At 69.2% G+C, this 18,776-nt stretch carries 17 protein-coding genes; 8 read left to right on the top strand and 9 right to left on the bottom strand.

What is annotated here, in order from left to right:
* Positions 1 to 32 precede the first annotated feature (32 nt).
* Both aspS and ABZ906_RS22915 read left to right on the top strand, forming a co-directional pair.
* Complete coding sequence (gene aspS, locus ABZ906_RS22920; RefSeq protein WP_361385388.1) at positions 33 to 1,817, top strand: aspartate--tRNA ligase; 1,785 nt, start codon at positions 33 to 35, stop codon at positions 1,815 to 1,817.
* Positions 1,818 to 1,930: 113 nt separating this feature from the next.
* On the top strand, positions 1,931 to 2,884 hold the full coding sequence (locus ABZ906_RS22915) for an intradiol ring-cleavage dioxygenase (RefSeq protein ID WP_361385385.1): 954 nt from the start codon (positions 1,931 to 1,933) through the stop codon (positions 2,882 to 2,884).
* Positions 2,885 to 2,943: 59 nt separating this feature from the next.
* Here ABZ906_RS22915 and ABZ906_RS22910 read toward each other — a convergent pair whose 3' ends face one another.
* Together ABZ906_RS22910 and ABZ906_RS22905 are read right to left on the bottom strand one after the other, a co-directional pair.
* The gene (locus ABZ906_RS22910) at positions 2,944 to 3,744 is read right to left on the bottom strand and encodes a metalloregulator ArsR/SmtB family transcription factor (protein WP_361385382.1); all 801 of its coding nucleotides are present in this window, start codon (positions 3,742 to 3,744) and stop codon (positions 2,944 to 2,946) included.
* A 68-nt stretch (positions 3,745 to 3,812) separates the two neighbouring features.
* Complete coding sequence (locus ABZ906_RS22905; protein ID WP_361385379.1) at positions 3,813 to 4,682, bottom strand: NAD(P)-binding domain-containing protein; 870 nt, start codon at positions 4,680 to 4,682, stop codon at positions 3,813 to 3,815.
* 106 nt (positions 4,683 to 4,788) lie between these two features.
* Here ABZ906_RS22905 and ABZ906_RS22900 point away from each other — a divergent pair, with 106 nt between their 5' ends.
* Positions 4,789 to 5,439 (top strand): TetR/AcrR family transcriptional regulator, encoded by a 651-nt coding sequence (locus tag ABZ906_RS22900; protein ID WP_361385376.1) that lies wholly within the window; start codon positions 4,789 to 4,791, stop codon positions 5,437 to 5,439.
* A 15-nt stretch (positions 5,440 to 5,454) separates the two neighbouring features.
* Here ABZ906_RS22900 and ABZ906_RS22895 read toward each other — a convergent pair whose 3' ends face one another.
* The 3 genes from ABZ906_RS22895 to ABZ906_RS22885 form a co-directional block, all read right to left on the bottom strand.
* Positions 5,455 to 5,640, bottom strand: a complete 186-nt coding sequence (locus ABZ906_RS22895) for a hypothetical protein (RefSeq protein ID WP_361190608.1) — start codon at positions 5,638 to 5,640, stop codon at positions 5,455 to 5,457.
* Positions 5,641 to 5,859: 219 nt separating this feature from the next.
* Positions 5,860 to 7,494: a methionine--tRNA ligase gene (gene metG / locus ABZ906_RS22890; RefSeq protein ID WP_361190611.1), complete on the bottom strand. Its 1,635-nt coding sequence runs from the start codon at positions 7,492 to 7,494 to the stop codon at positions 5,860 to 5,862.
* Between the two features lie 95 nt (positions 7,495 to 7,589).
* A complete protein-coding gene (locus tag ABZ906_RS22885; RefSeq protein WP_361385373.1) occupies positions 7,590 to 8,930 on the bottom strand; it encodes a VWA domain-containing protein in 1,341 nt (446 codons plus the stop codon).
* A gap of 289 nt (positions 8,931 to 9,219) precedes the next feature.
* Between ABZ906_RS22885 and ABZ906_RS22880 the strand changes: the two genes are divergently transcribed.
* Positions 9,220 to 11,310 carry a PhoX family protein gene (locus ABZ906_RS22880; RefSeq protein ID WP_361190617.1) on the top strand — a complete coding sequence of 697 codons (2,091 nt, stop codon included), beginning with the start codon at positions 9,220 to 9,222 and terminating at the stop codon, positions 11,308 to 11,310.
* Positions 11,311 to 11,399: 89 nt separating this feature from the next.
* On the opposite strand, the gene ABZ906_RS22875 is transcribed toward ABZ906_RS22880, so the two are convergent.
* Positions 11,400 to 12,683, bottom strand: a complete 1,284-nt coding sequence (locus ABZ906_RS22875) for a hypothetical protein (protein ID WP_361385370.1) — start codon at positions 12,681 to 12,683, stop codon at positions 11,400 to 11,402.
* Between the two features lie 232 nt (positions 12,684 to 12,915).
* The gene (locus ABZ906_RS22870) at positions 12,916 to 13,857 is read right to left on the bottom strand and encodes a LysR family transcriptional regulator (RefSeq protein WP_361385367.1); all 942 of its coding nucleotides are present in this window, start codon (positions 13,855 to 13,857) and stop codon (positions 12,916 to 12,918) included.
* Between the two features lie 220 nt (positions 13,858 to 14,077).
* On the opposite strand from ABZ906_RS22870, the gene snpA reads away from it, so the two are divergent.
* A complete protein-coding gene (snpA, locus tag ABZ906_RS22865) occupies positions 14,078 to 14,743 on the top strand; it encodes a snapalysin (RefSeq protein ID WP_361190625.1) in 666 nt (221 codons plus the stop codon).
* A gap of 100 nt (positions 14,744 to 14,843) precedes the next feature.
* Here snpA and ABZ906_RS22860 read toward each other — a convergent pair whose 3' ends face one another.
* Together ABZ906_RS22860 and ABZ906_RS22855 are read right to left on the bottom strand one after the other, a co-directional pair.
* Positions 14,844 to 15,248 carry a hypothetical protein gene (locus ABZ906_RS22860; RefSeq protein ID WP_361385364.1) on the bottom strand — a complete coding sequence of 135 codons (405 nt, stop codon included), beginning with the start codon at positions 15,246 to 15,248 and terminating at the stop codon, positions 14,844 to 14,846.
* Between the two features lie 33 nt (positions 15,249 to 15,281).
* Positions 15,282 to 15,725 (bottom strand): SH3 domain-containing protein, encoded by a 444-nt coding sequence (locus ABZ906_RS22855; protein ID WP_361190631.1) that lies wholly within the window; start codon positions 15,723 to 15,725, stop codon positions 15,282 to 15,284.
* A 177-nt stretch (positions 15,726 to 15,902) separates the two neighbouring features.
* Here ABZ906_RS22855 and ABZ906_RS22850 point away from each other — a divergent pair, with 177 nt between their 5' ends.
* The 3 genes from ABZ906_RS22850 to ABZ906_RS22840 all read left to right on the top strand — a co-directional run bounded on the left by ABZ906_RS22850 (position 15,903) and on the right by ABZ906_RS22840 (position 18,668).
* Positions 15,903 to 16,901 (top strand): ATP-binding cassette domain-containing protein, encoded by a 999-nt coding sequence (locus ABZ906_RS22850; RefSeq protein ID WP_361385361.1) that lies wholly within the window; start codon positions 15,903 to 15,905, stop codon positions 16,899 to 16,901.
* Positions 16,898 to 17,749: an ABC transporter permease gene (locus tag ABZ906_RS22845; RefSeq protein ID WP_361190636.1), complete on the top strand. Its 852-nt coding sequence runs from the start codon at positions 16,898 to 16,900 to the stop codon at positions 17,747 to 17,749. Before ABZ906_RS22850 ends, ABZ906_RS22845 begins: the two co-directional genes overlap by 4 nt.
* 85 nt (positions 17,750 to 17,834) lie before the next feature.
* The gene (locus ABZ906_RS22840; RefSeq protein WP_361190638.1) at positions 17,835 to 18,668 is read left to right on the top strand and encodes a hypothetical protein; all 834 of its coding nucleotides are present in this window, start codon (positions 17,835 to 17,837) and stop codon (positions 18,666 to 18,668) included.
* The last annotated feature ends 108 nt before the right edge of the window (positions 18,669 to 18,776 follow it).

The following is an 18,776-nucleotide window of genomic DNA, read 5'->3' as shown; positions in this document are numbered from 1 at the left end:
CTCCCCTATTCGCGAAGACTGGATGAACGAAGATGCATCGGTACAGGTCCCACACCTGCGGCGAGCTCCGCGCCTCTGACGTCGGCTCCGACGTCCGGCTGAGCGGCTGGCTGCACAATCGCCGAGACCTGGGCGGCATCCTCTTCATCGATCTGCGCGATCACTACGGCATCACGCAGCTGGTGGCCCGCCCCGGCACCAAGGCCGCCGAGACGCTCGACAAGCTCTCCAAGGAGACGGTCGTCCGCGTCGACGGCAAGGTCGTCTCGCGCGGCGCGGAGAACGTGAACCCCGAGCTGCCCACCGGCGAGATCGAGATCGAGGCCGCCGAGGTCGAGGTGCTCGGCGCCGCCCAGCAGATCCCCTTCACGATCAACGCGGACGACGGCGTCAACGAAGAGCGACGCCTGGAGTACCGCTTCCTGGACCTGCGCCGCGAGCGCATGCACCGCAACATCATGCTGCGCTCGTCCGTCATCGCCTCGATCCGCTCGAAGATGGTGGCCCTCGGCTTCAACGAGATGGCGACGCCGATCCTCGCCGCGACCTCCCCCGAGGGTGCCCGCGACTTCGTTGTCCCCTCCCGCCTGAACCCCGGCAAGTTCTACGCCCTGCCACAGGCCCCGCAGCAGTTCAAGCAGCTGCTGATGATCTCGGGCTTCGACCGCTACTTCCAGATCGCGCCGTGCTTCCGCGACGAGGACGCGCGCGCCGACCGCTCGCCGGGCGAGTTCTACCAGCTCGATGTCGAGATGAGCTTCGTGGAGCAGGAAGACGTCTTCCAGCCCATCGAGAAGCTCATGACGGAGATCTTCACGGAGTACGGGGGTGGCCGCGAGGTGACGTCCCCCTTCCCGCGCATCCCGTTCCGCGAGTCGATGCTGAAGTACGGCAACGACAAGCCCGACCTGCGCGCGAAGCTCGAACTGACCGACATCACGGACATCTTCGCGGACTCCGAGTTCAAGGCGTTCGCGGGCAAGCACGTGCGTGCCCTGCCGGTGCCGGACACGGCGTCGCAGTCCCGCAAGTTCTTCGACGGCCTCGGTGACTACGCCGTCGAGCAGGGCGCCAAGGGCCTCGCCTGGGTCCGCGTGGCCGAGGACGGCTCGCTGACCGGCCCGATCGCGAAGTTCCTGACGGAGGCGAACGTCGAGGAGCTCACCAAGCGCCTCTCGCTCGCCCCCGGCCACGCGGTCTTCTTCGGCGCTGGCGAGTTCGACGAGGTCTCGAAGATCATGAGCGCGGTGCGCGTCGAGGCGGCCAAGCGTGCGGGCCACTTCGAAGAGGGCGTCTTCCGCTTCTGCTGGATCGTCGACTTCCCGATGTACGAGAAGGACGAGGACACCGGCAAGATCGACTTCTCCCACAACCCGTTCTCCATGCCCCAGGGCGGCATGAAGGACCTGGAGGAGAAGGACCCGCTGGACATCCTCGCCTGGCAGTACGACATCGTCTGCAACGGCATCGAGCTGTCCTCCGGCGCCATCCGTAACCACGAGCCCGAGGTCATGATCAAGGCCTTCGAGATCGCGGGCTACGAAGCCGAGACGGTGGAGCGGGAGTTCGCGGGCATGCTCCGCGCCTTCCGCCTCGGCGCCCCGCCGCACGGCGGCATCGCCCCCGGCGTCGACCGCATCGTCATGCTGCTGGCGGACGAGCCGAACATCCGCGAGACGATCGCCTTCCCGCTGAACGGCAACGCCCAGGACCTGATGATGGGCGCGCCCTCGGAGCTTGAGGAGAGCCGTCTGCGCGAGCTGAACATCCAGCTGCGCAAGCCGGTCGCGTCCAACAAGGGCGAGTCGGACAAGTAGTCCCGACCGGAAGCGATCAGGGCCCGGAACCACATCGGTTCCGGGCCCTTTCCTGTGCCCATCCACAGTTCGCGCACACGTTCCTGACAGGCGGTCTGCCTAGCGTCCGGGACATGACAGAGAAGAGCACATCACACCCGGAGAAACCCCAAGGTCCCGCACACAAACGGGACCTGACGCGCCGTAAGGTCGTGTTCGCGGCGGGCGCCGCGGTGGCGGCGGTGGGCGTGGGCGGCGCGGTGGCGGCGAGCGCGTCGGCGGAAGGCACGGACACCGCGGACGCCACGTCCGCCCCCTCCTCCGACGCCTCGTCGTCCTCCTCGGAGACGTGCTACCGCCTGACCGGCGAGACGACCGAGGGCCCGTACTACATAGACGCCGACAAGATCCGCAAGGACATCACGGAGGATAGGGAGGGCATCCCCTTCACCCTGCGCCTCAAGGTGATCGACGCCGACACCTGCAAGCCGCTGAAGCGCGCGGCCGTGGACATCTGGCACTGCGACGCGCTGGGGATCTACTCGGGATACGAGTCGATGAGCGGGGGAGGGCCCGGAGGCGGCACCCCGCCGACGGGAACCCCGACCGGCACGCCCACCGGAACCCCGCCCTCCGGTGACCCCGGCGGCCCGGGCGGCGGCGGTGGCCACCAGGAGCCCACCGACGACGAGCGCTACCTGCGGGGCACGCAGCTCACCGACAAGCACGGCTACGTGGAGTTCAAGACCGTCTTCCCAGGCTGGTACCAGGGCCGTGCCGTGCACATCCACACCAAGGTCCACGTGGGCGGCAAGATGACCGACGCAGGCTACGAGGGCGGCCACGCCTGCCACACGGGCCAGTTCTTCTTCGCGGAGACGGCGGTGCTCGCCTCGGCCGAGGTGGCCCCGTACTCCACGAGCACGACACAGCGCACGACGCTGGACGAGGACACGATCTACGGCGGTGGCGGCACGCAGGACGGCCTCCTGAAGCTGACGTACCGCAAGGGCCGCATCGCCAAGGGCGTCGTCGGGTCGATCATGATGGGCGTCGACCCGGACGAGACGCACGACGGCACTCAGTAGCGAGACGCACGACGGTACTCAGTAGCCGGTAGTCAGTGGCTGGTACTCCGTGGCGCGGCTCAGTCGTTCGGGACCAGCCACGGCTCCTGCGGGAGGGGGGAACCCGTCTCCAGGAGGGACTTGAGGTTCGAGAGGACCGCCGCCCAGCCCGACGCCGCCGCGTCGCGCTCCGCCTCGTCCGCGAGGTTCTCGTGGGTCACCGTGAGGCGCACGATTCCGCCGTGCGGCTGGATGTCGAACGTGACCTGCGAGGGGGCGGCGGCGGAGTCGGGGGCCGCGGCCGGGTCGGCCCAGGTCGTCACCAGGCGGCTGGGCGGCGTGCTCTCGACCACCTTCCCCACCACGTCCGCGATGCCCGAGCCGTCGGTGCGGCGGTGCTCCCAGCGCGAGCCCGGCTGCCAGTCGGAGACGTTCGCGTGGCCCCAGTACGCGGCCGTCAGATCCGCGTCGGTCAGGGCGTGCCAGACCTTCTCGGGGGTGCTCTCGATGTAGGTGACGTAGACGTACGTCGGCTTCGTGGTGGTCATGGCGGCCTCCGCCTGTTGTTTCAGGGTGCTGAGGGTTCGCAGACGCGGGTCCTCGAACTTGTCGATCCATCGTTCCTGGATCTCGTGCAGCGGCACGGGATTCAGGTAGTGGAGCTTTTCGCGCCCCCGCCGCACCGTGCTGACCAGGTTCGCGGCTTCGAGCAGGGCCAGATGCTGGGTGGCCGACTGGCGCGTCATCGCGACGCGCTCGGCCAGCTCACCCAGCGTCTGGCCGTTTCGGCCGTGCAACTGGTCCAGGAGATAGCGGCGCGTGGGGTCGGCCAGGGCCTTGAAGACCTGGTCGACGGGGCTCGGACCCTCGCTCGTACTCACCTCTCCATCATGCAGGCATTTACCTGCATGTCAAAGCGGCAGTGCAGCCCGGAGCCGATCAGTGCTGGTCAGCGCCGTTCCAGCAGCTTCACGATGCTGGAGAAGCTGTCCGCCGCGTGGCCCGCGTCCATGCCGCGGCGGAACAGGTCGGCCACCGCGGACGGCAGCGCGGCGTCCACGCCCGCGTCCCTGTGGGTGTCCACGACGTGCTCCATGCTGGCCAGGCCCATGGCCAGGCGGTCCACGTCTCCGGCGTGGTTGTCCGCGTCGATCCGTGACGCGTAGAAGGACAGGAACTCCGGCATTCCGGTCATGTTCTCGGACGCGTACGGGAGGATGTCCGTCGCCGAGAGGCCGTTCGCCTTGGCGAGGGCGACCGCGTACCAGTAGCTGGAGACGCTGGTCCAGAAGATGACCATGTTCAGCTGGTACATCAGCGCGGCGAGGCCCGCGTCCTCACCCCGGTAGTCCGTCCCGCCCGTCAGGACCTCAAGGGGCGCGCGGTGCTTGTCGTACGCCTCGCGAGGGCCGCTGTAGAACGTCGACGACTCGGGCTTTCCGATGCCCGACGGCGGGACGAGCACGCCGCCCGTGAGGTGGGCGGCGCCGTGCCCGGCGGCCCAGGCCGCCGCCTCGCGTGCCTTCTTCGGGGTGTCCGAGCTGAGGTTGACGATCGTTCGGCCGGAAAGAGCCGCTGCCGCGGGTTCGAGGATTGTGTACATCGCGGAGTAGTCCGTGAGGCTCAGGATCACGAGTTCGTTGGCCGCGATCGCCTCCTCGGGGGTGGCGGCGAGGATCGCACCGCGCTCCACCAGGTCGTCCGCGCGGGACGCGGTGCGGTTCCAGAGGGTCACCTGGTGGCCCTTGTCGAGCAGGGCCGTTGCCATCGCATGGCCCATGGGGCCCAGGCCGATGAGAGTGACGGGACCGGCATTCATGGAGTCCTCCCGGACGACTAGAACGAGCGCTCTATCCAGAGCATGGGGAGAACGTAGCACGCCGCTGGAACGAACGCTCTAATTAGTCGCGGGGTAAGCTGCCCGCATGGATCGGACGACCTCGACACCAGGCCCCGGCGCAGGCGCGACGACCGGCACCCGCGACCGCATCGTCATCGCCGCCGCCCGGCTGTTGCAGCGTCAGGGGTACGTCGGCACCGGCATCAAGCAGATCGCGAAGGACGCGGAGGCCACGCTCGGCTCCGTCTACCACTTCTTCCCCGGCGGCAAGGAAGCCGTCGCGGTGGCCGCGATCACGCACAGCGGCGAGGAGTTCGCCGTGGTGCTGCGCGAGGCGCTGACCAGCGTCGACGACCCCGGCGCCGCGATCGAGGCCTGCACGGCGGAACTCGCTTCGGCGCTGCGTGAGTCCGGCTGGATCGACGGCTGCCCCGTCACCGCCGCGGCCCTGGAGACGCTGGGCACGGACTCGGAGATCCAGCGGGTGTGCGCCGCCGCGCTGGGGAGTTGGGAGCGCCTGGTCGAGGAGAAGCTGCTCGAATCGGGCTTCGATGCGCAGGACGCGCGCGAACTCGCGACCACCGTGATCAGTGCCGTCGAGGGTGCGGAGGTGACCGCTCAGGTCAACCGCAGCGAGGAGCCGCTGCGGGCGGTGGGGCGTCAGATGGCGCGGCTCATCGGGTCGTACGAGGCCGGAGAGGGCGGCGACGCCGAAGCGGTTTCCTACGGGTGTTAGCGGCTGGTCGCAGCCTCAGAGGGCCGGCGAGGGGGTCGACGAAGCGGACGTCGCCTCGGCCCACTCCGCGACGAGCTTCTCGTACTCGAGGTGTTGCTCGGGGCGGAGATATCCGCCGGTGCGCAGCCAGAGCGCGCGTATCTCCTCGTTCACCTCGGCCGCTGAGCGCGGCCGGTCCGGGGTGTCGGGAGTCGTGGTCATAGAGTGAAGCGTACGTATGAAGCTGTGAAGACGACGTGAGTTTTGGTCGAATGTGATCGGTATCGCTATTTGACCCGCATGATTCAGCCAAGTTGGGCAAGAAAAAAGGGCCCGCGAGTTCAATCGCGGGCCCTTTCACAGTAGTTCGGGATCGGGTCGGACCGGTTCGAGATCAGCCAGTGCGACCGTTAACGAACGCTTACGGCCGTTAACGACCGCTTACGACTGCTTCGGCTCCTCCAGGCGCGGGAACAGCACCGCGCCCTTCGTCACAGTGGCACCAACCGGCAGCTGACCCCACGTACCCGCGTCCTGGACCCGCTGCTCGGCGAGCGCGCCGAGCGAGGCCTCGGCGCCGAGGGAGTCCCACAGCTTCTGTGACGTCTCCGGCATGATCGCGTTCAGCAGGACGGCCACGGCGCGCAGCGACTCCGCCGCTGTGTAGAGGATCGTCGCCAGGCGGGCCTTGCCCTCCGGGGACTCGTCCTTGGCCACCTTCCACGGCTCCTGCTCCGTGATGTAGCCGTTGACCTGCTTGACGAAGGCGAAGACCGCCAGGATGCCGGCCTGGAAGTCCAGCTCCTCGCCGATCTTCAGGTCAGCCGTCTCGACCGCCTTGACCAGGCCTTCCTGGACAGCCTGCTCGGCCGCGCCCGGCGAAGTCGCCTCCGGGAGCGCGCCGCCGAAGTACTTGCCGACCATGGCGGCCACGCGCGAGGCGAGGTTTCCGTAGTCGTTCGCCAGCTCGCTGGTGTAGCGCGCGGTGAAGTCCTCCCAGGAGAACGAGCCGTCCTGGCCGAACGCGATGGCCCGCAGGAAGTACCAGCGGTACGCGTCCACACCGAAGTGCGAGGTGAGGTCCTGCGGCTTGATGCCCGTCAGGTTCGACTTCGACATCTTCTCGCCGCCGACCATCAGCCAGCCGTTCGCCGCGATCCGGCCCGGCAGCGGCAGGCCCTGCGCCATCAGCATCGCGGGCCAGATCACCGCGTGGAAGCGCAGGATGTCCTTGCCGACCAGATGGACGTCCGCGGGGAAAGTTGTCTTGAACTTCTCCTCGTCCGCTCCATAGCCGACGGCCGTGGCGTAGTTGAGGAGCGCGTCGATCCAGACGTAGATCACGTGCTTGTCGTCCCACGGGACCTTGACGCCCCAGTCGAACGTCGAGCGGGAGATCGACAGGTCCTGAAGACCCTGGTTGACGAAGTTCACGACTTCGTTGCGCGCCGACTCGGGCTGGATGAAGTCCGGGTTGGCCGCGTAGTGCTCAAGGAGCTTGGGGCCGTACTCGCTCAGCTTGAAGAAGTAGTTCTCCTCCTTGAGGAGCTCCACCGGCTTCTTGTGGATGGGACAGAGCTTCTGCCCCTCGAACTCGCCGCCGGCCTCGCCGTCGATGAGGTCGCCGGGGAGTTTGTACTCCTCGCAGCCCACGCAGTACGGGCCTTCGTAGCCGCCCTTGTAGATCTCGCCCTTCTCGTGGAGATCCTGGACGAACTCCTGCACGCGGTCCGTGTGACGCTTCTCCGTCGTACGGATGAAGTCGTCGTTCGCGATGTTCAGGTGCTCCCAGAGAGGCCGCCAGGCCTCGTCCACGAGCTTGTCGCACCACTCCTGGGGCGTGACGTCGTTCGCCTCGGCAGTGCGCATGATCTTCTGACCGTGCTCGTCCGTGCCGGTGAGGTACCACACCTTCTCGCCGCGCTGACGGTGCCAGCGCGTGAGCACGTCCCCTGCAACGGTCGTGTAGGCGTGGCCCAGGTGAGGAGCGTCGTTGACGTAGTAAATGGGGGTCGATACGTAGTACGCCTTTGCGCCTTCGCTCGTCCCCTGCTTCTCGGATCCAGTGGCCGCCATGGTCGAAATCCTAACGGCCCCGGAGGGAGCGATTCACCTCGATTCCAGGGGGTGGACCCGTGGCCCACCCCCTGAACCTCACCGCTTTCCCGCGGTTACGGGCGCCAGGCCGCGAGGAGGCCCGTGTAGAGCTCCGCGTCCGTGAGCTCGCGGGGGGTGGGGCCCGCGTGGAAGAAGGCGGCGTTCTCCGCCTTCAGCTTGCGGAGGTAGTCGAAGCCCTTCGCCTCGTGCTCGCCGAACGCGACGAACTGGAAGAAGAGGGGGTGCTTGGCCGCGTCCGCGAGAGCCTGGTTGGCGGGGCCCTTCGCGTCCGGGGGGCCGTCCGTCTGGAAGACGACCAGGGCGGGGCTGCCCTTGTGCTCCGACTTCTCGTAGTGGGACACGACCTCTTCGATCGCCGCGTGGTAGCTGGTGCGGCCCATGCGGCCCGCTGCCGCGTGCAGGTCGTCGATACGGCCCTCGTGCTCGGGGAGCGTGAGGGTGCCGGTGCCGTCGATCTCCGTCGAGAAGAAGACGACGTTCACCGTGGCTTCCGGGTCGGTGTGCGCGGCCAGGGCCAGGACCTGTTCGCCCAGGCTCTGGGCGGAGCCGTCCTTGTAGTACGAGCGCATGGACCCCGAGCGGTCGAGGACGAGGTACACCGGGGCGCGGACCCCGGTCAGCTCGCGCTTGGCCAGCGCGGCACCGGCCGCCTTGTAGGCGGTGGCCAGGCCGGGGGCGCGGTTCTTCAGCTTGGCGGCGGAGAGGGCCGGCTTCGCCGGGGTCACGGGCGCCTCCGCCGCTTCCGGCTCCGCCGGGGTTGCGGGCTGCTCGGCCGTTTCCTCGGCGACGGGGGTTTCCGGCTCTGCCGGGGTTGCGGGCTGCTCGGCCGTTTCCTCGGCGACGGGGGTTTCCGGCTCTGCCGGGGTTGCGGGCTGCTCGGCCGCTTCCTCGGCAACCGGCGTTTCCGGCTCCGCCGAGGTCATTGGCAGCTCCGCCGCTTCCTCGGCACCCGGCGTCGAGGGCTGTGCCCACCCGTCCCGCCCAGCGGGACGATTGCCCACAGCGGGAGCGGGCGAATCAGCCTCGGGCTCCTGTTCCGGTGCCGCAGGCTCCTGCTTCGCCTCCGGCGAGGAGAGGTTCGGTTCCGGGGAAGGGGACGGGACCGAGACGCGGTCGCGGTCGAACGCCGCGGCGACGAGATCGTCCACCGCCGAAGGCGAAGGCTCGGACGCCGGCCCCGGCACGGTCGGCTTCGGCTCCGCCGCCGGAGGCACCCGCTCGGACGAGGGCGCCGGCACCGTCGGTGACGGAGCAGCCGTCTCCGCGGCCTCCGCGCTCTCCGGGGTCTCCTGGCTCTCCGGCGCCTCGGGGGACGCTGTCTCAGGCTCAGGAGCCCGCTCCCCCTTGCGTGAAGACCGTCCGAACGCGTTCCGCAGGACACTCAGAATGCCCATGGGTGCACCCCTTCGCGTGAGTTGATTCCCGATAACCCCTGGCCAGGGCGGACACGTAAGGTTAGCCGCCGCAATAGGCGATCTTGGTGAGGGTCGCCATACCGTCACCCTCACCGCGTCCCCGCACATCAACCGCACTTCCACCGCGGTTCGATCGCAGCTCAACTGCCCTATGTGCGCTCCCGGTTCACCTCCCGTTCATTCTCAGGCCGTCGCCCTGCCGACCTCCGCGCCTAGCGTCACGGCGGAATCAAGCCACGCTCAAGCAACGCCACACAACGGAGGAACCGTGCGCAAGCTGCTGCCGATCATCACCTCGCACCAGGGGAGCGGCAATCGGTCCGCCCTGACCTGCCGGTTCCGTTGTGGTGATGCCTGCTTCCACGAGGTGCCCAACACCAGCGACAACGAGTACGTCGGCGACGTCATAGCGGGCGCCCTCAGCCGCCGCTCGATGATGCGCGCCGCCGCGGTCGTGACCGTGGCGACCGCCGCGGGCGGCGCGGTGATCGCGGACCCGGCCGCCCCGCAGGCGGCAGCCGCGCCCCAGAAACCCGCGTCGCACAAAAGCAAAAAGGGGGCGCGCGGTCTCCGCTTCACGCCCGTCGCGCCCAACACCGCCGACACCGTCACCATCCCGGACGGCTACGCCCAGAACGTCGTCATCCGCTGGGGCGAGCCCATCCTCCGCGGCGCCCCCGCCTTCGACCCGGACAAGCAGACCGCGAAGGCGCAGGCAGGCCAGTTCGGCTACAACAACGACTTCCTCTCCCTCCTGCCGCTGCACCGCGAGCGCGGCCGCCAGGTCCTCGTCGCGAATCACGAGTACACCGACGAAGTTCTGATGTTCAAGGGGTACGACGCCGAGAAGCCGACCCGCGAGCAGGTCGAGATCGCCTGGGCCGCCCACGGCCTGTCCGTCGTGGTCGTCGAGGAGGAGCGCAGGAGCGGCAAGCTGACCGCCGTCACGCGCCACCAGCTCAACCGCCGCCTCACCGTCACCAGCGAGTTCCGGCTCACCGGCCCCGCCGCGGGCAGCGCGTACGTCCGTACGAAGGCCGACCCGCGCGGCACCACCGTCCTCGGCACCCTGAACAACTGCGCGGGCGGCACCACCCCGTGGGGCACGACCCTGCACGGCGAGGAGAACTTCAACCAGTACTTCGCCAACGCGGAGAAGGTCACCGAGCCCAAGGCCGCCGCGCGCCTCAAGCGCTACGGCGTCATCGGCACCGCCTCCGAGCGCAAGTGGGAGCGGTTCGACGACCGCTTCGACCTCGCCAAGGAGCCCAACGAGGCCAACCGCTTCGGCTGGGTCGTCGAACTCGACCCGTACGACCCCGAATCGACCCCGCGCAAGCGCACCGCGCTCGGCCGCTTCAAGCACGAGGCCGCGCAGCCGCGCCTGACCCGCGACGGCCGCCCGGTGGTCTACATGGGCGACGACGAGAAGTTCGACTACTTCTACAAGTTCGTCAGCAGCAAGCGCGTCGACAAGGGGAAGTCGCGGTCCGCCCACGCGCACAACCTCACGCTCCTCGACGAGGGCACCCTGTACGTCGCCAAGCTGACCGGCGACTCCCCGGCGGGCGACATCGACGGTACCGGCAAGCTCCCGGCCGACGGCGAGTTCGACGGCAGCGGCGTCTGGATCCCGCTCGCCACCGCGGGCCCCAAGGGTCACGCCGTCTCACACGTCGAGGGCATGACCGCCGAGGAGGTGTACGTCTTCACGCGCCAGGCCGGTGACAAGGTCGGCGCCACGAAGATGGACCGCCCCGAGGACATCGAGCCGTCGCCGCACACCGGCAAGGTCTATGTCGCGCTGACGAACAACTCCGACCGCGGTAAGGCGGGCAAGGCCGCCGCCGACGAGGCCAACCCGCGCAACCTCAACAAGCACGGGCAGATCCTGGAGCTGACCGAGCGTCGCAACCGCCCCGAATCGACCACCTTCGCCTGGTCGCTCTTCCTCGTCGCGGGCGACCCCGAGGACCCGGCCACGTACTTCGCGGGCTTCCCGAAGGACAAGGTCAGCCCGATCTCCTGCCCCGACAACGTCGCCTTCGACCCGCACGGCAACCTGTGGATCTCCACGGACGGCAACCAACTCGGCTCGCACGACGGACTCTTCGGCGTCGCGACCAAGGGCGACCGGCGCGGTGAGCTCAAGCAGTTCCTGACCATGCCGACCGGCGCGGAGACCTGCGGCCCGCTGGTCCAGGACCGCCGCGTGCTCGTCTCCGTGCAGCACCCGGGCGAGGTAGACGGCGCGTCCGTCGAGAAGCCCGCGAGCGCGTGGCCCGATGGCGCGGGCAAGATCGTCCGGCCTTCGGTCGTGTCCGTCTGGCGCAAGGACGGCTGCGACATCGGCGTCTGATCCGTAGCCACGGAAATGGGGCACTCCCTTGGAGAAGGGGGTGCCCCATCGTCGTACCGCTCGTCGTACGTACCGCCGCTTTCGCGAGCTCAGTCGTTCCGCTTGCGGCGGTGCATCGCGAAGCCGAGGCCCGCGGCGCCGAGCGCCGCCATGCCGCCGCCGGCCGCCATCAGCGGGGCGCTGTCGCCCGCCGGGTGCACGCCCTCGGCGCCCGCCTTGACGCCGCCCTTCGGGACGATCTGTGAGGTGCCGTTCTTCGGCGGGGTCTGCGGACGCGTGTGGGTCTGGTTGTGCTTCTGGTCGTGGTTCTGCTGCTTCTTGCCCTCGGTCCAGCCCCGCATGGTGCCGTTCGGGTTGAGCACGAAGTGGGCGCCGTTGTGCTGCCCGTACGCGGGCTTGTGCCCCGACTGCTTGATGGTGTCCCAGACGACCCTCTTGCCGGTGTCGGGGGACTTGGCGATCATGTCGGCCTCGTAGCCGCTCTTGACCTTGTAGACCTTCGCGTCGAAGCCGGAGCCGCCGAGGTTCGTGTACTGGCGGACCAGGGTGCGCTTGTGGTCGGGGTTCGGCTTGGGGTCCGGCTTCGGCGGGGTCGGCTTGGCGCCGGTCCGGGTGATGGTGCCGTCGGCGGAGAGCGTGAAGGTGTTGCCGTCGATCTTCGTCTTCGCCGGGTCGATGTACGCCTTCAGGGAGCCCTTGACGGAGTCGTCGTGCCGGATCTCGGCCTTGGCGGAGCGGGCGGAGGCGTTCACGTCGACCTTCGCGGTCCAGCCCTTGCCGAGGTCGGTGGTGCCCTTGGAGACCCAGCTGCCGGGGACGGGCTTGTCCTTGTCCTTCCCCTTGTCCTTGTCCACGAGCTTGGCGGTGGCCTTGCCGTCGGGGGTCAGGGTGAAGGTGTTGCCGTCGATGCTGGTGCTCGCGGCCTTCTCGTACGCGGTGAGGGAGCCCTTGGCGGCGCCGTCGAGCGAGATCGTGGCCTTGGCGGTGCGGGCGGAGGCGTTCACGCTGATGTCCGCGGTCCAGCCCTTGCCGAGGTCCGCGATGCCCAGCGACTCCCAGCTGCCGGGCTTCGGGGTGTCGGTGTCCTTGTCCGTCTTGTCTGTCTGGTCCGTCTGGTCCTTCTGATCCTGGCCCTTGTCCTGATCCGTCTGGTCCTGGCCGTTGTCCTGGTCCGTCTGGTCCTGGTTCGCCTGGTCCTGGCCGTTGTCCTGGCCCTGGCTCTGGTCCTGACCCGTCCGGTCGTCCGGAGCTATCTGGCCGTGCGGGTTCGGCGGAGCGTCGGCGGCGAAGGCCGCCGTCGTCGGGACGGCGAGAGCGGCGATGGCCCCGGTGGCGATGGCGGCGGTGCGGAAGGTACGGCGGGTGGCGCGCATAGCGGATCCCTTGTGGCTGGTCGGGCTAATGTCCGTCTTTGTGCCTCTTTGCGGTGGCGACAGACATGAAGCTACGGGCGCTGTGTGTGCGTCATCCGTAGAGAACGTAACAACCGGCCGCATATGGCGACGCGGAACCATAAACCGGGCAAAAGCCCAGGTCAGAGGCGGTGCGGCCAAAGGTCACCAGTTGCCGGGGACTTAGGTCACCCCTGTCGCCGGGCCGCCCGGATCACGCGGCGGCCGCCCGCCCCGCCAGCCACTCGTCGTACGCGGGCGACTGCCGTGCCGCCTCCCAGTACGAGGCTTCGAGTTCCCCGTAGACCGAGTCGAGCTCCCCCTCCGTGCGGGCCGCCACGAGCAGCCGCACGCCGAGCGGGTCGCCGTCCAGCGGCCGGACCACCATGTCGGGTCTCGCGTGCGAGGTCGGCTGGCAGACCGTGACGACCTCGCCGGTGGCGACGAGGGAGGCCGCGGTGAGGTAGTCGCCGTGCAGGACGCGGGGGTTGAGCCCGGCCGCGCGGAGCACCCGCAGCAGTCCGTCCCACTCGCCGTCCACCGTCGGGTCCACCATCCACCGGTCGGCGGCGAGGTCGGTGAGGTGCACGACGGGCTGCGCCGCCGCCGGGTGATCGGCGGCGAGGAAGACGAACTGCGGCTCCCGCTCGACGAGGACCCGGGAGTGCAGCCCCTCCGGTATCCGCAGCGGACTGCCCTCCACCTCGTGCACGAAGGCCACGTCGAGCTGCCCGCCCGCGACCATGCGGAGCAGCGCGTTCGCGGAGACGTCCGTCTGGAGCGAGGTCTCGGTGGTGGCGGGCAGTCGCACGCGCAGCCGCCGCAGCCAGCCCGGTATGGCACGGCTTGCCGTGGAGCCGATGCGCAGTTGCGGGCCCTCGGTGGCGTGCGCGGCGGCCGCCTTGGTCTCGCTGATCAGCGCCCGCATCTCGCTGACGAGGGGGCGGGCGCGGCTGAGGGCCATGCGGCCGAGCGGGGTCGGGCGGCAGCCGGTGCGCTCGCGGGCGAAGAGCTGGCCGCCGATCTCCTGCTCGATGCGGCGCAGCTGGGTCGTCAACGACGGCTGGCTCATGCCGAGTTGACGCGCCGCCTTGTGCAGACTGCCGGTGTCGGCGATGGCGCACAGCGCGCGGAGGTGCCTCACCTCGAGCTCCATGGCTGTGAGCGTAGAGCGGAGGCGGGCGGCGCACCAGACTCACAAACCCCACGCGAACCGCCTGAGTTGGGCATGCGAGGGGGAGCGCAGAAGGTTGGCGGACGGAGGGCGATAGCTCTGGGCTATCACCACTTGCCATCATCCCCAGAGGCCCCGGGCTCCCTGAGACTCCCGTTACCGAACCGTTCACCTTTCACGGAACGACTAGGGAGCCCCCCACATGAGCAAGCGTTACCTGTCCGCCGTGGCCGTCCTCGGCCTCGCCGCCGCCGGTCTCGGCACGACATCCGCGACGGCCGCGACCCCCACCGCGCCGTCGACCACCGCCGCGTACGCGAACTATGCCGGTTCCGGCGAGGAAGCCGCGGCCAACAAGGCGTTCTTCGACGCGGTCCTGAAGTCGGTCGCCGAGAAGCGCGCCGCCAACCCCGGCACGAAGCAGGTCACGGTGGTGTACGACGCCTCCGGTGCCCCGACCTTCGCGCAGCAGATAGCCAGCAGCACCTCCATCTGGAACAGCGCGGTCTCCAACGTGAAGCTCCAGGAGGGCAGCAGCGGTGCGAACTTCGAGTACCGCGAGGGTGACGACCCGCGCGGCTCGTACGCGAGCACGGACGGCCACGGCAGCGGCTACATCTTCCTGGACTACGCGCAGAACCAGGAGTACGACTCGACCCGTGTGACGGCGCACGAGACGGGTCACGTGCTCGGCCTCCCGGACCACTACGAGGGCCCGTGCAGCGAGCTGATGTCGGGCGGCGGCCCCGGCCCCTCGTGCACCAACTCGCAGCCCGACGCGGCCGAGAAGTCCAAGGTCGACCAGCTGTGGGCCAACGGTCTCGCGAAGGCGCTGGACAAGCTGGACAGAATGGAGAAGGTCGGCTGAGCCCCGGCTCGGACCTGCCGTAAGCAGTAAGCAGTAAGCAGTAAGCAGTGACCGCTGTGCCCGTCGGTGCCTCAGGCGCCGACGGGCACAGCGGCGCTTTCTACGACTTCTCGCTCGTGTAGTACCGATAGAACATCCACGCGAACACCCCGCCCGCCACCGCGAGCGACATGGCCACGGACCGCAGGACGGTCGCGTCGGTCAGGCTGTAGAGATAGCCGAACGCGATCCCGGCGAAGGCGGCCCAGGCAGCCGCCCGCAGCTCGCGCGGCAGCCCCGGCGCGATCATGCGCAGGCCCATGAAGACCGCGGCGGCGACGATTCCGGCCACGACGCCGAGCAGGACGTTGCCCGTGGTGATGGGCCCGGCGTCGCGCGCGATGCCCGCCGCCCAGATGCCGTAGACGATGCCGAGGAGCACGGCGGCCGTGCCGATCCTGGTGACGGCAGAGCCGCCGAAGACGTGCGGTACCGCTGCCGACGGTGTGGATGCCACATGAGCCATGACGATTCCTCCAGACACATTCGCCCCCGGGGGTCAGTGATAGCGGTTGTAGCCGCCCTGGCACGTGTCCCAGCACGGCTTGTACTCCTGGCACGGGTCCGATGACGCACAGCCCGGCACGTGCTGCCCGCCGACGTCCACGTACGCGGCGCTCGCCCAGCCCTGCACCCCGCCCAGCCAGTACCAGGTCGTATCGCCCCAGACGCTGGAGCCGCGCGTCTGGCACTCGACGCGGTCCTGGCTCTCCGCGGGCAGCTTCGCGACGATCGAGGCGCCGGTGGACGGCGCGTCCCGGATCTTCAGGTCGTGGGGGGCGACGATCGTCCCCCAGATGACCTCATGGTCGTTGTGCGCGGGTGATGCCGCGGCGGATGCGGGCGAGGCACCTCCGAGTGACAGCGCGCCCGCGGCCAGGAGCGCGGCGGCGAGAGTTCCCAGGGCGGCCGGAGTGTTTCTCCGGGCCGGAGTGGTCCGCATGATCGACCTCCTCTTCCCCCTCCGTCCCCTCCACGTCCCCCTCCTCCTCATATCCAGCAAACACCCGTTCGGGCGAACGCTCCACCGGACGATGAGTTTGCGCCGCGCGGACGGTCTGCCTTCGTGACGGACCACTGACGTGGTGAGCCGTGGAGAGACGTGGAGAGGGCGTACGACATGAACAGCGTGGCCATCGAGACCGCGGGCCTGGTGAAGACCTTCGGGGACAACCGCGCCGTCGACGGCGTGGACCTCACCATCCCGGCCGGCACGGTCTACGGCCTGCTCGGGCCGAACGGCGCGGGCAAGACCACCACCGTGAAGATGCTCGCCACCCTGCTGCGCCCGGACGGCGGCGAAGCCCACGTCTTCGGCCACGACGTCGTGCGCGAGGCCGACGCCGTACGCAGCAGGGTCAGCCTCACCGGGCAGTACGCGTCGGTCGACGAGGACCTGACGGGCACCGAGAACCTGGTGCTCCTGGCCCGCCTCACCGGCCACGGCAAGAAGGCGGCGTACGACCGGGCCGGACAGCTCCTCGACGCCTTCGGCCTGAGCGACGCCGCCGCCCGCCAGGTGAAGAACTACTCCGGCGGCATGCGCCGTCGCATCGACATCGCCGCATCCATCCTCAACACCCCTGAGCTGCTCTTTCTCGACGAGCCGACGACGGGCCTCGACCCGCGCAGCCGCAACCAGGTCTGGGACATCGTGCGCGCGGTCGTCGCGCACGGCACGACGGTCCTGCTGACCACGCAGTATCTGGACGAGGCCGACCACCTCGCGTCCCGCATCGCCGTCATCGACGACGGCAAGGTCATCGCCGAGGGCACCAAGGGCGAGCTGAAGGCGTCGGTCGGCGCGGGCTCGGTGCACGTACGGCTCCGGGACGCCGGTCAGCGGGCGGACGCCGAGCGGGTGCTGCGGGTCGCGCTCGACGCGGAGGTCCAGCTCGAACCCGACCCGGTCGCCCTCACGGCCCGCGTCGGCGACGGCGAGCGCGACGACAAGGGCGCCGCCGAGAAGGCGTCGCGCGCCCTGGCCGAACTGGCCCGCGAGGGAATCACCGTCGACAACTTCTCCCTGGGCCAGCCCAGCCTGGACGAGGTGTTCCTGGCCCTCACGGGCATCCCCCATCACGCGACGGACACGGCGAAGGAAGAGGCACCGGCATGAGCACCGCGACCAGCACATCTGAGGCCAGGGACCTGGCGCCCGTCAGCACCGAATCCCTCGCCGAACTGCTCGTCGCCGGTGACCGGCCGCCGCGCCCCGGCGCGCTCGCCGCGTCCCTGACGTTCGGCTGGCGGGCCATGCTCAAGATCAAGCATGTGCCGGAGCAGCTCTTCGACGTGACGGCGTTCCCGATCATGCTGGTACTGATGTACACGTACCTCTTCGGGGGCGCGCTCGCCGGATCGCCGGGCGAGTACATCCAGTACCTCCTGCCCGGCATCCTCGTGATGTCCGTCGTCATGATCACGATGTATACGGGCGTCTCGGTCAACACCGACATCGAGAAGGGCGTCTTCGACCGCTTCCGTACGCTGCCGATCTGGCGCCCTGCCGTGATGGTCGGCTACCTCCTGGGCGACGCCCTGCGCTACGCGATCGCGTCCGTGGTCATGCTGACGGTCGGCATCATCCTGGGCTTCCGCCCGGACGGCGGCGTCCTCGGCGTCCTCGGCGGGGTGCTGCTCCTCCTGGTCTTCTCGTTCGCCTTCTCCTGGGTGTGGACGATGTTCGGACTCCTGCTGCGCACCGAGAAGTCCGTGATGGGCGTCAGCATGATGGTGATCTTCCCGCTGACGTTCCTCAGCGACATCTTCGTGAAGCCCGAGACGATGCCGGGCTGGCTCCAGGCCTTCGTCAACAACAACCCCGTCACGCATCTCGCGTCGGCGGTCCGCGAACTGATGGCGGGCACGGCACCGGACGCGTCCCTGGCGTGGGCGCTCGGCTGGGCGGTGCTGCTCGTGGCGGTCTTCGGCCCGGTGACGATGCGGCTGTACAACCGCAAGTAGGAGCTTCAACCGCAAGCGGGAGCTTCTTGCCCCATCTGCACGCACCCCGGTCGCGCTCGGCGTGACCGGGGTTTCGTGTGGGTGCGTGCTCAGACGATCGCTCTCCACCGTGCTGCTCGTTCTCGCCTGTGTCCTCGTCCCGTTCGGCGCGCTCTCCACCTGGGCGAAGTACGAGATCCAGGACGCCGACAGGTACGTCGCCACGATGGCGCCGCTCGCCTCGGACTCCGCGGTGCGGGACGCGGTGGCGGGCGCGGTCACGGACGCGGCGATGAAGGAGATCGACGTGGGTCCGCTCCAGGGCACCGTCGAGTCGTTCGTACGGGACGCGGTGCGGTCCTTCACCGGGACCCCGGCGTTCAGGACGGCCTGGAACGCGGCGAACCGCGAGGCGCATGCGGCGGTGCAGGAAGCCCTCACCGACCAGTCCGACGGCGGCGCCGTCACCATCGACCTCGCGCCGATCACCCAGCAGGTCAAGAAGCAACTCGCCGACGACGGAGTGCCGTTCGCCGACCGCATTCCGGTCACGCGCACCGAAGTGACGCTCATGCAGTCCTCGGACCTCGGTCCCTTCGGAAAGGGGTTCCACATGCTCCAGGTCGCGGGCCTCTGGCTGCCGATCGCCGCGGTCGTCCTCGCGGTGGCGGGCATCTTCCTGGCGGTACGGCGCCGCAGGGCGGTGATCGGCACGGCGCTGGGCGCGGCCCTCGGCGGGGCGGTCCTTGCGGTGGCCGTCGCGGTGGGTCGAGGCCTAACCCTCGACGACCTCCCCAAAGACGTCTCCCGCCCGGCCGCGGAGGCGGTCTACAACGCCCTGACGTCATCACTGAGCGTGGCGGCGTGGGTCATCCTGGGGGTGGGCCTAGCGGTGGCCGCCGCGGCATGGCTCCTGGGCCGCTTCAAACGGGCCGGGTGATGTTTCGGTAACCGCTCATCGCCGGCTGCGCCGAGCTCGTCCTCAATCGCCGGACGGGCTGAGTGATCCTGGCCGGGTGGTGATGCTCGCCCCGTCTCGGTGACCGCT

The organism is Streptomyces sp. NPDC046925, from assembly GCF_040644915.1.
Lineage (GTDB): Bacteria > Actinomycetota > Actinomycetes > Streptomycetales > Streptomycetaceae > Streptomyces.
This window is presented reverse-complemented; position numbering and strand designations above follow the sequence as displayed.